We start from the raw sequence: 14,603 nt of genomic DNA, 5'->3' as shown, positions 1-14,603 counted from the left end.
AAGCATGAAGATTTTGTTATGGCCCTTTCTCGTCGCGGCCCTGATCAGCTTTCTCGCGACGCCCGTCGTGCGAAAGGGTGCCAGGCGCTTCGGTTTGATGGACATTCCCAAGGACGAGCGGAGAGTGCATAAAAAGGCGATCCCCCTCAGCGGGGGCTTGGCCATTTTTCTCGCCGTCGTCGTCGCCGTCCTTCTCTTCCTGCCCTTGGAGAGAGAAAAGATCGCCTACCTTATCGGCAGTGCGGTCATCGTCTTTACCGGCCTCTACGACGATAAATTCGCCATGAGCGCCAAGGCGAAGTTTGCCATGGAGATCGTGGCTGCGGCGATTTTAATCGCCGGCGGCATAAAGATTACTTTTTTTACCAATCCCTTTTACGGCAATAATCTGCTCATCAATTTAAATTTGCTCGCCCTTCCCATTACGATTTTTTGGGTGGTGGGCATTACCAACACCATTAACCTCATCGACGGCTTAGACGGACTGGCCTGCGGCATCAGCGCCATTGCATCCGTCAGCCTCATGTTTGTGGCCCATCGGCTGCAGCACGATGAGATGGCCATCCTCGCCGCCATATTGGCCGGCGGCTGCCTGGGCTTTTTGCCCTTTAACTTTAATCCCGCATCAATTTTTATGGGAGACACGGGGGCGCTGTTTCTCGGCTTTACATTGAGCTTTCTCGCCATCGAAGGCGTCATGAAATCCATCGCCATGATTACCATCTTTATCCCCGTCCTGATTCTTGGCGTGCCCGTCTTCGACACCACCTTTGCTATGATTCGCCGCAAGCTTTCGGGAAAAAGCATCGCCGAGGCGGACAAAGGGCATTTGCATCACCGCCTCCTGCGCCACGGCTTTAATCAAAGGCAGACCGTCCTCGCCCTTTACGGCGTGAGCATGGTCTTCGGCGTCATCGGCAATATCGTCAGCACCATGCACGAGAAAAACGGATTGATTACGGCGATTATCATCATCGCCGTCGTCGGCGTGTTGGCATTATTTTTAGGCTTGTTAAATGAAAGAGAGGAAGAGAATTGAAAGTACTGTCCGTCTTCGGCACAAGGCCCGAGGCCATTAAAATGGCCCCCGTCGTCTTGGCATTGAAAGCCAGAGACGATGTGGAAAGTGTGGTCGCAGTTACCGGCCAACACCGGGAAATGCTGGATCAAGTGTTGGACATTTTCGGCATCGTTCCGGACTACGACCTGGACATTTTCACTCCCGGTCAAAGCTTAACGGACATTGCCGTGCGTTCCCTTCGCGGCCTGGAGGCCGTCTTCGAGGAAATCAAGCCCGACCTTCTTTTGGTACAGGGCGACACCTCTACGGTCTTTGCGGCGGCGTTGTCCGCCTTCTACCACGGCGTCAAGATCGGACATGTGGAAGCGGGACTCAGGAGCCACAATCTCTATTCCCCCTATCCCGAGGAGGCCAATCGAAAGCTCACCGGCGTCCTTGCCAACTACCACTTCGCTCCCACGGAGTCCAATCGCCAAAACCTATTAAAGGAAGGCTACGACGACAAGACCATTTACATTACGGGCAACACCGTCATCGACGCTCTGGCCTACACAGAGCGGGAGGATTTCGTCTTCGACGAGGACGCGCTCAACGATATCGACTTTAAAAAGAAAAAGACCATTCTCCTCACCTGTCACCGACGGGAAAACATCGGCGCGCCCATGAAGCGGATCTTCTCCGCCATTCGCCGCATCGCCGACGAGTACGACGATGTGGAGGTGATCTTCCCCGTGCACTTAAATCCCAAGGTGCGGAAAGTGGCGGAAGAAGAGCTGGGCGGGGCGAAAAACATTCACCGCGTCGAGCCCATGGACTACCTGCCCTTTTCCAATATTATGGCGAGAAGCTACTTAGTCGTCACCGACAGCGGCGGCATTCAGGAAGAGGCGCCTCACTTCGGCATTCCCGTCCTCGTTGTGCGGGAAGAAACGGAGCGGGCCGAAGGCATCGTCGCCGGCACGGCCAAGCTCGTGGGCACGGAGGAAGAGGCGGTGTACGAAAGCATCCGCCTGCTTCTTGACGATAAGGACGCCTATGACGCCATGGCCAAGGCATTGAATCCCTACGGCGACGGCAAGGCGGCGGAACGCATCGTGGATATTATTTTAGGAGACAGAGAAGGCGGGAAATGCCGATGAAAAAATTAAAACGAATGATGTGCCTGCTCCTGGCCCTCGCCCTCTTAACGGGGGCGGCACCGGCGCCGGCACCGACTCCGAATGCGGAGCCGCAGCCGCCGACAAAGGTGCAGGAGCCCCGGGATCAACAGGAAAAAATCCGCACGGCACAGGGCGTACAGCCCATGACCGCCACGGAGAAAAAGGATTTTGACACGGCCATGGCTAAGCCCGACATGGCTTTATTGAAGAGCTATCTTATCGGCGATTACGAAACCGGCGCCGTCTACAGAGAATACAATGCCGACGTGCCCGTGGGCCTCGCCTCCACCACCAAGCTCATGACCATTTACTGCGTTATGGACGCCGTGGACAAAGGGGAGATCGGTATGAAGGATTCCGTGACCATCGACCACGCGGCGGCGGCCATGCACGGCAGCGTCTACAAGACCAAGGAAGGGGAAGTCTACACCGTGGAAGAGCTGATCCACGCCGGCATGATCGTCTCTGGCAACGACGCCATGATCGCTTTGGCCGATCGCATCGCAGGAAGCGAGGCGGCCTTTGTGGCGCGGATGAATCAAAAGGCACAGGAAATGGGCTTTACCCATATGCACTTCATCAACGTCCACGGCCTCACGGACTACACCGCCAACGACTACAACAAGGCCACGGCGCGGGAAATGTTTGAGCTGTCCCGCAGCCTCTTGAAAAAATATCCCATGGTTCTCGACGCCGCCCGTCGGCCGAAAATCGAAGAGCCTGAGAGACAATACATCAGCTACTCCACCAATCCCCTATTAGGCATCCTCCCCGGCATCGACGGCCTAAAGACAGGCTATACCGGCGCCGCCGGCCGCTGCTTTATCGCCACGGGACAGAGCCCGGCAGAAGGCAAGTATCTGGCCACCCGCTTTATCGGCGTCTACATGGGTGCGGAAAACGACATGGATCGCTACGCCGCCTCTTTGCGCCTGTCGAAAGAAGCCATGACCCATCGCAATACCGTCCTCGCCGACAAGTCGGAGGACCTGGGCTTCTTGGCGCTGAAAAACGCCAGCCCGCGGAAGAGCTCCGTCTATGTGGAAAAAAATCTGGTGCGCAATGTAAAAGAAGGCGAAGAGATCACCAGCGAGCTTCAATTCGCGCCCGTGACGCCGCCCCATTCGAGAAATGACGCCGTAGGTGACGTCGTCTATTACGCCGGGGGAAAGGAAATCGCCCGGGCCCGCGTCTTCGTCAAAGAAGACATTAAGAAGCCCAATCCCATTTTGAGCTACCGCGACCTCATGGCCGACGTCTTCCGCGCCATGGAAAAGGCCGCTTGACAGGGAAATACCCCCTTGATACAATATTCGGGTATGGACCCGTAGTTCAGCTGGATAGAATGTTGCCCTCCGAAGGCAGAGATCGTTGGTTCGAATCCAATCGGGTCCGCCAAATTGAGAGTGGTCGAATGGCCTGCGGGCGATTCGGCCTCTTTTTTATGCATTAGAAAAGACTTGTAAAAAAGGCGCAACACCTGTATAATGATGAAGTAAGTTGTCACGGGGTGTGGCGCAGTTTGGTAGCGCACATGGTTTGGGACCATGGGGTCGAAGGTTCAAATCCTTTCACCCCGACCACTCTATTCAATTTCACAGCGGGGTGTAGCGCAGTTTGGTAGCGCGCATGCTTCGGGAGCATGAGGTCGAAGGTTCAAATCCTTTCACTCCGACCAAGACGAGATTCGCTTCGGCGAATCTTTTTTTTACGGGGTTTGACAAGAATCTGGCGATTTTGTCACCGGACGCTCTCTGTGGTATATTTATTATGACTGAGGTCGTCTACGGCGGCCCGGGCATGTACAGAAAAAATGTGGTAATGCATGAGAAAGGAAAGTGCAATGGATTTTATTAAAGATTTAAGCAGACGTTTAAGCTGCAAAGACATGCGGATCGTCTTCCCCGAAGGCGAAGATCCCAGAGTTCTTTGGGCAGCGGTTAAGCATCAAAAGGAGGGCTTAATCCATCCCCTCGTCATCGGTTTCAGAAATGAAATCGAAGAGACCGCCGAAAAAGAAGGCCTGGATATTTCCGAGCTGGAAATCGTCGAATTGGGCAAATACGAACACACCGACGAGCTCGTGGAAAAATTTGTCGAACGCCGCAAGGGCAAAATCGATGAAACCCGTGCCCGCGCACAGCTTCACGATCCGAACTATTTGGGAACCATGATGGTTTATGCCGGCTACGGCGACGGCATGGTTTCCGGTGCCGTTCACACCACGGGCCAAACGGTTCTTCCCGCTCTGCAAATCATTAAGACGAAGAAGGGCGTCAGCCGCGTATCCGGTCTGTTTATTCTCTGCAAGGGCGAAGAAAATTATCTCATGGCCGACTGCGCCATTAACACGGTTATGGATGCGCCGACCTTAGCGGAAGTAGCAGCAACCACCAACGAAACCGCCAAGCAATTCGGTTTCGATCCCAAGATCGCCATGCTTTCCTTCTCTACCAAGGGTTCCGCTAAGAGCGACACGGTTAAGAAGGTAGAAGTGGCTACCTATCTGGTTAATGAAGCCCATCCGGAAATTAATGTGGACGGCGAGCTTCAATTCGACGCCGCCATCGATCCGACCGTAGCAAAGAAAAAGGCGCCGGGCTCCAAGGTTGCCGGCCAAGCCAATGTCTTTATCTTCCCGGACTTGGAATGCGGAAACATCGGCTACAAGATCGCCCAATACCTCGGCGGCTTTACCGCCATCGGACCGGTGCTTCAAGGCTTGAATATGCCGGTTAACGACCTGAGCCGCGGCTGCAGCAAGGAAGAAGTTTATCAACTGGCTGTCATCACCGCCGTGCAAGCTTGTCTCGGAAAATAATGCAAGGAAAAAATCGGCCCGCAAGGGCCTTTTTTTCTATGAGGATTAGGTGAGGATATGGATGCCTTTAATCGATTAAAAGAAAATTTAGCCGCCTACGACAAGGTGGCGGTGGCCTATTCCGGCGGCGTGGATTCGTCCTTTCTGATGGCCGTGGCCGTAGAGGTACTGGGCGTGGAGAATGTGCTGGGGATTTACGTGGAAAATGAACTCAACCCCCGCCGGGATCGCTTCGACGCCTACGTATTGGCGGAGATGATGGGCTGGCAAGTGAAGGTGGCGGATGTGGCTCTTATGGAAGACGATGATGTCGTCGCCAACGACGTGAACCGCTGCTACTTCTGTAAGCGCAAGACCTTTGCCGCCGCCAAGGCCTGTGCCGAGGAAGAGGGCTATGATGTGCTCTTGGACGGCACCAATGTGGACGATCTTTCCGATCACCGCCCGGGCTTTAAGGCCTTGAAGGAGCTGGGGGTAAAGAGTCCCCTAAAGGAGGTCGGGCTCACCAAGGATTTGGTGCGCCGGCTGTCGAAGAAGCAATATGATCTTCCCACGTGGAACAAGCCCTCCAATTCCTGTTTGGCCACGCGTATTCCTTACGACACGCCCTTGACGAAGGAAGCCCTTCGCCTGGTGGAAGAAGGGGAGGGCTATCTCCACGAGCTGGGCTATTTAACCTGCCGCCTGCGCCTCCACGGAAACGTGGCCCGGGTGGAAATTCCCGTGGCGGATTTTCAAAAGTTCATGCTCAATCACAGGGAAGATGTGGCAGCCTATTTTAAGGAGCTGGGCATCACCTACACGGCGCTGGACGTGGTGGGCTTTCGCTCCGGCTCCGGCAACGAAGGGTTGGATCAGTAATGCGGGTTCTTTACATCGATCCCTTTAGCGGGATCAGCGGCAACATGTTTATCGGCGCCATGGTGGACGGCGGCTTTTCGCCCAAGGGCTTTATCGAAGGCCTGGCGCCTTTGGGCATTGAAGACGACGATGTGATCTTCGAAAAGCGGGAAAAGAGCGGCATCCTCGCCACCTACTTTAATTTAAAAAGCGAAGAGGATCACCACCACGACCATCAAGACGATCACGACCATCACGACCACCACCATCACCACCATCGGGGCTTGGACGATATGTTGGACATCATCGAAAAGAGCGGCTTCGATCGGGAAGTGAAAGATCTGGCCAAGGACATCTTCCTGCCCCTCGCCGAGGCCGAGGCGTCGGTTCACGGCAAGAAGCTTCGCGAGGTGCACTTCCACGAGGTCGGGGAGCTGGACGCCGCCGTGGACGTCTTAGGCGCGGCCTACTACACTCTCTTAAGCGGCGTGGAGGCCGTTTACGTGGGGAAGATCAACACCGGCGCCGGCATGGTGAGCTGTGCCCACGGCAACTATCCCGTGCCCGCTCCCGCCACCGCCCATATTCTTTCGGCTCTGGACGTGCCCTTGGGAGGCGAGCTCGTGGAAGAAGAGCTCACCACCCCCACCGGCGCCGCCATTTTAAAGGGCATCAAGGCGAGCTACCGACCCCGGCCCGAGGGTCGGGTGCTGAAGGTGGCCTACGGCGCAGGCACGAGGGACAACGCCCTGGCCAATGTGCTCCGCCTCTTTTTCCTGGAGACGGAAGAGGCCCGTGCGCCGATTTTCTTCAGCTGCAATTTAGACGACATGACCGGCGAGGCTATGGGCTTTTGCATGGAGCGGCTCTTCGACGCCGGGGCGCGGGACGTAAGCTTTACGCCGATTTTTATGAAGAAGAATCGCCCGGGCTATCGCCTGGACATTTTAACCGACGGGGAGAAAGAGGCAAGTGTCTTGGACGCCCTCTTCACCCACACCACCACCTTGGGCGTAAAAAAATTCCCTCTGGAAAAAATCGAACTGTCCCGCAGCCTTCGCCGAGTATCCACGGAGGCGGGGTCCGTCGTGACGAAATTCGCCCGCTATAAGGATGTAGAAAAGGCATCTCCCGAATACGAGGACCTGAGGGCCCTGGCCTTAGAGCGGGGCACCACATTGGACGCCGTGCGCCGGGCGTGGGAGCTGAGATCATGATGAAGTATTACGCCGTGAAGGCGGGCAAGATGCCGGGAATCTACCGGGACTGGGACAGCTGCAAGGCCCAGGTCCACGGCTTTAAAGGGGCCATTTACAAATCCTTTAAGACGGAGGAGGAGGCCCGCGTCTTTATGGGTGAGATCGCCGAGGAAAAAGACGACGCCTCCTACGATGCTGTGGCCTATGTAGACGGCTCCTATCGCCACGAGGACAGGTCCTACAGCTACGGCGTGTCCATGGCCTGGGAAGGAGGCAGCTGGGAAGACAGCTGCCGCTTTAGAGGCGATGAAGCCGCCATGCGCAATGTGGCGGGAGAAATCTTAGGGGCCACCGTGGCCATGAAGAAGGCCCTGGCCATGGGCTTTTCCAATTTGAAGCTCTGCTACGACTACGCCGGCATCGAGCACTGGGCCAAGGGCGAGTGGCAGTGCAATAAAAAAGGAACCGCAGAATACAAAGCATTCTACGATTCCGTAAAAGATCGTTTGGACGTTACCTTCGTCAAAATCGAAGCCCACAGCGGCGTGGAAGGCAACGAGCGGGCAGATGCCCTTGCCAAGGAAGCGGACTTTACTCCCCTTGCCGAAGGGTAATATTGTTTTTTTCAAAGAGACTGACGGCATAGTCGTCGACGCGATAGGCGTTTTTGTAAACCACCTCCCGAATTCCCGCCTGAATCAATGCCTTTGTGCAGTTTAGGCAGGGAAAATGGGTAACATAACAAATAGTGTCCTTGGTGGGAATGCCCTCCTTGGCACAGTACAGAAGCGCGTTCATTTCCGCGTGAATGGTGGCGATGCAGTGGCCGTCCCGCATGGTGTGGCCCACGTCGTCGCAGTGGGGATTGCCTGCCACGGAGCCGTTATAGCCTGTGGAGACGATGCGATGGTCTTTATTGACCAGGACGCAGCCCACAAAGGCCCGGTCGCAGGTGGAGCGGCTGGCCACGATTTCCGTGATTTGCATAAAATAGGTGTCCCAAGATTTTCTCAAAGTAAGCCTCCTTTCGTTTAGTATAGCACGAGGAGGAAGAGAGGCGGAAGGAGTCAAAGAAAGATTTATATGAAACAGACATTAAACGAATTTAAAGATTTTATCGCCAAAGGCAATGTCATCGACATGGCCGTCGGCGTCATCGTCGGCGGCGCCTTCGGAAAAATCGTCACCTCACTGGTCAACGACATCCTCATGCCCTTGATCGGCCTTTTGCTCGGCGGCATCGACCTCACGAAAATGTACGTGGCATTGGACGGAAAGACCTATCCCAATCCCGTGGAGGCGGCGGAAAGCGGCGCACCCATTTTGGCTTACGGCAATTTCCTGCAAAACGTCATCGACTTTTTAATCATCGCCTTCGTGATCTTCATGGTCATTAAACAAATCGGCAAAATGAAAGACCGCTTCATTCACAAGGAAGAGGAAGCGCCGACGACGAAGGTCTGCCCCTTCTGTAAGGAAACGGTGCATATCGAAGCGACACGTTGCCCCCACTGCACCGCCGTCTTGGAGGATGAATAGTGGCTAAAGGCTTAGTACTGGAAGGGGGCGGCGCCAAGGGCAGCTATCAGCTGGGTCTTTACCGCGCCCTTCAGGAAACAAAACCGGACATTCGCCTCGTCGTAGGCACGTCCATGGGCGCCCTGACGGGCGCCTTTATCGTTCAGGAAAACACCGACGTCTTGGCGGACATATGGCAAAAGTTCTCTCTCGAAGGGGGCAGGGAGCTGATGCTTTCTTTGGACCGGATGAAGAAGGCGCCGGACATTATTCAGGTGGCAAAAACCGCCCGCGCCGCCTTAAACTTGGACATGGCGCCTTTAAAGGAGCTGATCCATCGCCACGTGGACGAGGAGAAGATCCGCGCCTCCGAGGTGGACTACGGCCTGGTGGTCTACAGCATGAGCGAGGGCAGGACGAAATATCTTTACATCGACGACATTCCCAAGGGCAAATTGAATCAATACATTTTGGCCAGCTGCGCCTATCCCGTCTTTCCGCCGGTGAAAATCGACGGCAAGCTCTATGTGGACGGCGGCGTGGGGGATAATCTGCCCTACGAAATGGTGCTGGCAAAAGGCCTCGAGCCCATCATCCTCAGGACCAATCCGCCGAAGGAAGGGGAGGTGCTTCCGAAAGACGCCACGGTCCTGGGGCCCACGAGGCCCATCGCCGAGACCATGCACTTCGACGCCGCCCTGGCGCCTTTACGGATGCAACAGGGCTATCTCCACGGCAGGCGCATCCTTTCCGGTTGCGACGGCCTGGACTACACCTTCTATCCCCTATCGGAAAAAGAAGCCTTTCGCCGCCTCAGCGAATTATTTTTCGCCCGCACGGAAGACTTTCGCTACCTGGCTGCGGCCAAGGGCAGCGGCGAGCGGGGCATTGTGGAAAATCTGTGGCCGGAATTGGCACAGGCCCTGGAGCTTCCCGAAGACTACAGCTACAAGGCCCTCTTCATCGGCCTCTTGGAGGCGCGGGGCGAGCTGCTCAAGCTTCCGAAGGATCCATTCTACACCGTGGACGGCTTTTTAAAGGCCCTGGACGAGAAGAGCGACGTCCATCCCCGGGTGGTGAGCAAACTGGACCGCGTGCTCTATTTGTTATTTTGCGGAAAGAGGTTGGCCATTGGATAAAAAAGATATCGCGGACCTTTTAAACAGTCGCCGTCCCGAGCCCTTGGGCATGGAGCATCGCTACGCCGTCCTCTGCCCTCTCGTGGAGGTGGATGGCAGCTGGCACGTGATTTTTGAAAAGCGCTCCATCCACCTGCGCAGCCACACCGGGGAAGTGTCCCTCCCCGGCGGCCGCATCGAAAAAGGCGAGACGCCGGAAGAGGCCGCCATTCGCGAGACGGCGGAAGAGCTGAGGATCTCGCCCTCCGCCTTGGAAATTTTAGGCGAAAGCGACTACCTGCTTACTCGCCAAAACCAAGCCGTCCATTGCTTTGTCGGCATCCTTCACGGCATCAGGCCGGAGGACATTTGCCCCGAGCCCGGAGAAGTGGCTTACATCTTCACCGTGCCCCTTTCATTTTTTCTCGAAACGGAGCCCGAGGTACACGCCTTGGAATTTGAAAAAATCGATGACGACAGCTTTCCCTACGAGCTGGTGCCCCCGGACACGACGGCGCGGTTCAGCAATTACAGGGACCGCATTTTCTTTTACAGGGGCGCCGAAAAGGAGGAGCAAATCGTCTGGGGCATGACGGCAAAAATCATGTACGGCGTGGCGCAACGCTTAAAGGTGGGAGAATAAATTACAAAAAGATGACATCGACGAAAACGCCTTGCGATGAGTTTTCTGAATTGATACAATTAGTTCCGCAAAAGTTACAGATTGTAATAAATCAGAGCATCGACACTGAAACAAAGGAGTTTTCATCGTGATAAAAAAGACCGTCCTTCTCTCGGCATTGGCCGTGAGCTTGATCTTGCCCGCCACGGCGGAAGCAAAAACCGTTACCGTAGAGCGTGAGGGAGCCGCTCCCGCGTCCTACGAAACCGATGCCGCCACCGTCGGCGAATTTCTCTTGGAAAAAGATATTCAGCTTGAAAAGGGAACCGTTCCCTTCCCCAGCGCGTCGGAAGCCCTGAAGGAAGGCGGCACCTTAAGCATTAAAAAAGGCTATACCGTCACAGTCAAAGACGGCAAGCAAAGCTACACCCGCTCCACCACCTCCAACAAGGTGGCGGACATTTTAAAGGAGCTGAACATTAAGCTCGGCGTAAAAGACACGGTGACCCCGCCCATTAAGGGCACGGTGAAGGAAGGGGAAGTCCTTCGCATCAATCGCTACAAGGAGCGCACCGAAACCGTGAGCCGGGACGTACCCGTCACCGTGGAACGCAGAAACAATCCCGCCATGGATGCGGGAACCGAACGCGTCGTGCAACAAGGCCAAGCCGCCCGAGTGGAAGAGACGGTACGCATCAGCACCGTCAACGGCGAAGAAACCGCCCGCCTCGTCCTCTCCTCCCGCGTCGTGAAAGACGGCAAGACGCAAATCGTGGAAGTGGGCACGAAGCCCGTGGAAAATATGATTCACGGCAAGAAATATAAAAAGAAAATCGTCATGAGCGGGACCGCCTACGATCCCAGCGCCGGCAAGTGGACCGCCTCCGGCACACGCGCCCGCGTGGGCGCCGTGGCCGTGGATCCCCGCGTCGTGCCCCTGGGAACGAAGCTTTACATCGAAAGCACCGACGGCTTCCCCAGCTACGGCTTTGCCGTGGCGGAAGACACCGGCGGTGCCATTAAAGGCAAGCGCATCGACTTGTTCTATAACAGCCGCCGCGAAGCCTGCAATTTCGGAAGACGAAATGTCACCGTCTATGTTTTAGAAGATTAAGAAGACGCCTTCGGGCGTCTTTTTTTGTGCATCACCTGAGGTATAGAAAAAGCCTATAAGGTGCAATTTAAAACGAAATATTCGATGTTTAATGGGCCGTCAATGGGATAAAAACATATAAGAAAGAAGGGATACCAATGAAAAACAAATTTTACGTTCTGGCATTAGCCCTCTGTGGTCTGTTAGCTCTTTCGGCCTGCTCGCCGAAGGCAGCCGACGAAGGCAATGCTAAGGAAGAAAACAAGACGGAAAACACCCAGGCAGCCAATGAAGAAAACAAAAACGCAGGTGAAGCCGACGCCACCGCCGAAGCCGGCGAGCCCACTGCTGAAAACCCCATTGTCGTAGACAAGGAAAACAAAACGGTCAAAGTCTATGCCGAAGTCAATGAAAAGTACAAAAACGAATCCACCATGCATATGGTCGTTTCCAAATCCGGCAAAGAAGCCGATCACGCCATGTTTAAATCCGACGCCAAGTCCTTGGATTTCTATGACGCGCTGAACTCCTTGGGACTGAAGGCCGGCGACAACATGACCATGGACAATGCGGGTAAAGCCCAAGTGGAAGGCGACGCCCTGGACGTCACCTTTAAATTCGACGGCAACGACAAGGAATTCAAGATCGACGAAGTCGTCGACGATTCCTCCAAGCAACCCATCGACATTCGCTTCGGCGGCAATCACGACACCCAAGAAAAATTGAACACCGGCTGCATTACGTGCCTCCTGTCCTGCCCTGCAGGCATCACCTCCAACCACACCCATATGATCGGCGACGATGAAAAAGATAAGTTCACCTTAATGTTGAACAAAGATAATGTCCCCGCCGACAAGACCCCTGTGGTTATAACCTATACTGCAAAATAATCGAGCAGAAGGAAAAGGCCCGCGAGGGTCTTTTTTCTTTTGGTGAAATTTCCAAGTCCCGCCGTCGAAAAAAACATCGGTATCAGCTGAAAAAGATATAAAATTTTCTTCAAAAAAAACAGGTGATATAATTAGCTAAAGAGGTCGCTGAAACAGAATGAGCATTCACCTGTTGCGCAAGGGAAAAACCTCTCAACGGATAGCAAATAAACGAGCGACGACGAGCCGGTCGCCGTTTATATCACCCGGCGGCTCAAAGAACAGGAGCGTGTATTATGAAGAAGCGATTACTGACCAAGGTACTGGCCTCCGCATTGCTGTTCAGTACACTGTCTATGACTCCGGTTTTTGCCGAGGCGAGCCCGAGTAAAGACAAGACCAAAGAGCCGAATGAAACAGCTGTCGTTGAACAGACTATATCCTGTGGCGGCGGTTACATCGACGGCTACCCTGACGGAACCTTTCGTCCCGACAAGCTCTTGACCCGGGCCGAAGCGGCTGCTCTTATAGCCAAGCTGCAGCACCTGCCCTTGACGGACAAGAGAGCCGACACTTCATCCTATGTGGACGGCTGGTACAATGCCTACATTAACGCCGTCGTGAAGAGCGGCTATATGAAGGGCTATCCCAACGGCGCCTTTGAGCCCAACGAGCCTATTATGCGCGGGGAATTTGCCAAGGTCCTCAGTGGCTTTTTAAGCGGAAAAGCGGCACCGAGTCCCTTTAAGGATATGGAAGGCAGCTGGGCAAAGGAAGCCGTGGATATGGTTTATGCTCAAGGTATTATTAAAGGCTATGAAGACAACACCTTCCGCCCCACATGCGACGTGTCTCGAGCCGAAGCGGTGGCCATGCTAAACCGCACCTTTAAGATTAAAAAAGCCACCGATGGGAAAATTTCCTTCTCCGATGTTTCGGAGGACCACTGGGCTTACGACGACATCTTATCTGCAGCGGGGTACCGGTAAATAAAAATCGACGTCACGATGACGTGGCGTCGATTTTTTTTGTACTTATGAAGCTCAGACTGTTTATTTTTCGGCGATGTGGCTTTTAATGGCGTCGTTGGCCAGCTCCTTCGGAAGGAGATAGGCCCGAGGCGAGTCGTTGTAGAAGATGTAGACGAAGCTTTCGTGTTCCTCGGCGTAGCGAATGTCGTCGTAGGCGATGAACAGATCCTTGTCCTTCAGGCCGTCCTCTTCTATATGGACGATGTGTTTGCCGATGGGCAGATCCTTTTCCATTTTTTTGATCAGCTGCTTCAGTCTTCTCTTCATGCTGCGATTAAAGAAAAATTGGTAGATAAAGGGCCACAGCACCAAAGCCACAGCCAAGGGCAAGAGTCCTATAATCGGCCGCTTCGTCGCGAAGTAAAAGATGCCGATGGCCAAGTAAACGGCGATGGGCGTAATCATTTGTATGCGCATGGTTCGTTTCGCCGTGGGATTTTGTTTAAACAGATGCCACTGATAGGTTAGATAATCTTCCTCGGTGACGGTAAATGTTTCTTTCATAGTGCCTCCTTATGAATGTATTGTACTGAAGGAAATGGCCCTTGGCAAGGTGTTTAAAGGGCTCAAACGTGGTAATATAGACTGTAATAGAAGGAGGGGATTGTGTGGCATATGTAGAATTTATCGAGTCGACGAAGACCTACGGTACCGGCGCGACCAAGACCGTGGCCAACGACAAGATTTCTTTTTCCATTGAAAAGGGGGAATTTGTCGTCATCGTCGGGCCGTCGGGGGCCGGCAAGTCGACGATTTTAAATATATTGGGCGGTATGGACACCAACGATTCGGGCCAAGTGCTGGTGGACGGCAAGGACATTGCCGCCTTTTCCGACAAGGAGCTCACCACCTACCGCAGAAACGACGTGGGCTTTGTCTTTCAATTTTACAATTTGATTCCCAATTTAACGGCTCTGGAAAATGTGGAGCTGGCCAATGCCATTGTGGACGACGCCTTGGACGCGGAGATGATTTTAGACCGCGTGGGCCTGGGCGAGCGGCTGAACAATTTCCCGAGCCAATTATCCGGCGGAGAGCAACAGCGGGTGGCCATCGCCCGCGCCTTGGGAAAAAATCCCAAGCTGCTCCTTTGCGACGAGCCCACCGGGGCCTTGGATTATAAGACGGGGAAGAAGGTGCTGCTTCTCTTGGAAGAGAGCTGCCGCAAGCACGATCACACCCTCATCGTCATTACCCACAACCGGGCCATTGCCGATGCGGCGGATAGGGTCATCGAAATTAACGACGCCAAGGTGCGGGCCATGTATTTAAACGAACACCCCATGCCTATTGAAGAAATCGAGTGGTAGT

At 54.3% G+C, this 14,603-nt stretch carries 16 protein-coding genes and 3 tRNA genes; 17 read left to right on the top strand and 2 right to left on the bottom strand.

Going from position 1 to position 14,603, the window contains the following annotated elements:
* The first annotated feature begins 4 nt into the window (after positions 1–4).
* From BQ7397_RS08810 to BQ7397_RS08765, 10 genes are all read left to right on the top strand, one after another.
* Positions 5–1,039 carry a glycosyltransferase family 4 protein gene (locus BQ7397_RS08810; RefSeq protein ID WP_077075693.1) on the top strand — a complete coding sequence of 345 codons (1,035 nt, stop codon included), beginning with the start codon at positions 5–7 and terminating at the stop codon, positions 1,037–1,039.
* On the top strand, positions 1,036–2,160 hold the full coding sequence (wecB, locus tag BQ7397_RS08805) for a non-hydrolyzing UDP-N-acetylglucosamine 2-epimerase (RefSeq protein WP_077075692.1): 1,125 nt from the start codon (positions 1,036–1,038) through the stop codon (positions 2,158–2,160). Before BQ7397_RS08810 ends, wecB begins: the two co-directional genes overlap by 4 nt.
* Positions 2,157–3,467 carry a D-alanyl-D-alanine carboxypeptidase family protein gene (locus tag BQ7397_RS08800; RefSeq protein ID WP_159435168.1) on the top strand — a complete coding sequence of 437 codons (1,311 nt, stop codon included), beginning with the start codon at positions 2,157–2,159 and terminating at the stop codon, positions 3,465–3,467. Before wecB ends, BQ7397_RS08800 begins: the two co-directional genes overlap by 4 nt.
* A gap of 35 nt (positions 3,468–3,502) precedes the next feature.
* Positions 3,503–3,579, top strand: a tRNA-Arg gene (locus tag BQ7397_RS08795).
* A gap of 108 nt (positions 3,580–3,687) precedes the next feature.
* A tRNA-Pro gene (locus tag BQ7397_RS08790) sits at positions 3,688–3,764 on the top strand.
* A gap of 18 nt (positions 3,765–3,782) precedes the next feature.
* Positions 3,783–3,859 (top strand) — tRNA-Pro (locus BQ7397_RS08785).
* 165 nt (positions 3,860–4,024) lie between these two features.
* Complete coding sequence (gene pta / locus BQ7397_RS08780) at positions 4,025–5,002, top strand: phosphate acetyltransferase (RefSeq protein WP_077075690.1); 978 nt, start codon at positions 4,025–4,027, stop codon at positions 5,000–5,002.
* 57 nt (positions 5,003–5,059) lie between these two features.
* On the top strand, positions 5,060–5,863 hold the full coding sequence (gene larE / locus BQ7397_RS08775; RefSeq protein ID WP_077075689.1) for an ATP-dependent sacrificial sulfur transferase LarE: 804 nt from the start codon (positions 5,060–5,062) through the stop codon (positions 5,861–5,863).
* Positions 5,863–7,059, top strand: a complete 1,197-nt coding sequence (gene larC, locus BQ7397_RS08770; protein WP_077075688.1) for a nickel pincer cofactor biosynthesis protein LarC — start codon at positions 5,863–5,865, stop codon at positions 7,057–7,059. The genes larE and larC overlap by 1 nt, the downstream gene beginning before the upstream one ends.
* Positions 7,056–7,655, top strand: coding sequence for a ribonuclease H1 domain-containing protein (locus BQ7397_RS08765; RefSeq protein ID WP_335340705.1), 600 nt, complete (start codon positions 7,056–7,058; stop codon positions 7,653–7,655). The genes larC and BQ7397_RS08765 overlap by 4 nt, the downstream gene beginning before the upstream one ends.
* Here BQ7397_RS08765 and BQ7397_RS08760 read toward each other — a convergent pair.
* Entirely contained in the window at positions 7,633–8,055 is a 423-nt protein-coding gene (locus BQ7397_RS08760; protein WP_077075687.1) for a deoxycytidylate deaminase, read from the bottom strand. The two genes, BQ7397_RS08765 and BQ7397_RS08760, sit on opposite strands and share 23 nt — an antisense overlap.
* A 69-nt stretch (positions 8,056–8,124) precedes the next feature.
* Here BQ7397_RS08760 and mscL point away from each other — a divergent pair, with 69 nt between their 5' ends.
* The 6 genes from mscL (at position 8,125) to BQ7397_RS08730 (ending at position 13,250) form a co-directional block, all read left to right on the top strand.
* Complete coding sequence (gene mscL / locus BQ7397_RS08755) at positions 8,125–8,580, top strand: large-conductance mechanosensitive channel protein MscL (RefSeq protein WP_077075686.1); 456 nt, start codon at positions 8,125–8,127, stop codon at positions 8,578–8,580.
* Complete coding sequence (locus BQ7397_RS08750) at positions 8,580–9,698, top strand: patatin-like phospholipase family protein (RefSeq protein ID WP_077075685.1); 1,119 nt, start codon at positions 8,580–8,582, stop codon at positions 9,696–9,698. Before mscL ends, BQ7397_RS08750 begins: the two co-directional genes overlap by 1 nt.
* Positions 9,691–10,320, top strand: coding sequence for an NUDIX hydrolase (locus BQ7397_RS08745; RefSeq protein WP_083703483.1), 630 nt, complete (start codon positions 9,691–9,693; stop codon positions 10,318–10,320). The genes BQ7397_RS08750 and BQ7397_RS08745 overlap by 8 nt, the downstream gene beginning before the upstream one ends.
* 127 nt (positions 10,321–10,447) lie before the next feature.
* The gene (locus BQ7397_RS08740; protein ID WP_083703482.1) at positions 10,448–11,413 is read left to right on the top strand and encodes a resuscitation-promoting factor; all 966 of its coding nucleotides are present in this window, start codon (positions 10,448–10,450) and stop codon (positions 11,411–11,413) included.
* Between the two features lie 137 nt (positions 11,414–11,550).
* On the top strand, positions 11,551–12,282 hold the full coding sequence (locus tag BQ7397_RS08735; RefSeq protein WP_077075683.1) for a YdjY domain-containing protein: 732 nt from the start codon (positions 11,551–11,553) through the stop codon (positions 12,280–12,282).
* A gap of 275 nt (positions 12,283–12,557) precedes the next feature.
* Entirely contained in the window at positions 12,558–13,250 is a 693-nt protein-coding gene (locus BQ7397_RS08730) for an S-layer homology domain-containing protein (protein WP_077075682.1), read from the top strand.
* A 63-nt stretch (positions 13,251–13,313) separates the two neighbouring features.
* On the opposite strand, the gene BQ7397_RS08725 is transcribed toward BQ7397_RS08730, so the two are convergent.
* On the bottom strand, positions 13,314–13,796 hold the full coding sequence (locus tag BQ7397_RS08725) for a hypothetical protein (RefSeq protein WP_077075681.1): 483 nt from the start codon (positions 13,794–13,796) through the stop codon (positions 13,314–13,316).
* A gap of 104 nt (positions 13,797–13,900) precedes the next feature.
* On the opposite strand from BQ7397_RS08725, the gene BQ7397_RS08720 reads away from it, so the two are divergent.
* Positions 13,901–14,602 carry an ABC transporter ATP-binding protein gene (locus BQ7397_RS08720; RefSeq protein ID WP_077075680.1) on the top strand — a complete coding sequence of 234 codons (702 nt, stop codon included), beginning with the start codon at positions 13,901–13,903 and terminating at the stop codon, positions 14,600–14,602.
* The last annotated feature ends 1 nt before the right edge of the window (position 14,603 follow it).

The sequence above is a fragment of the Aedoeadaptatus urinae genome (assembly GCF_900155585.1).
Lineage (GTDB): Bacteria > Bacillota > Clostridia > Tissierellales > Peptoniphilaceae > Aedoeadaptatus > Aedoeadaptatus urinae.
The sequence above is the reverse complement of the archived record's forward strand: the minus strand, read 5'-3'. Positions and strand labels throughout refer to the sequence as shown.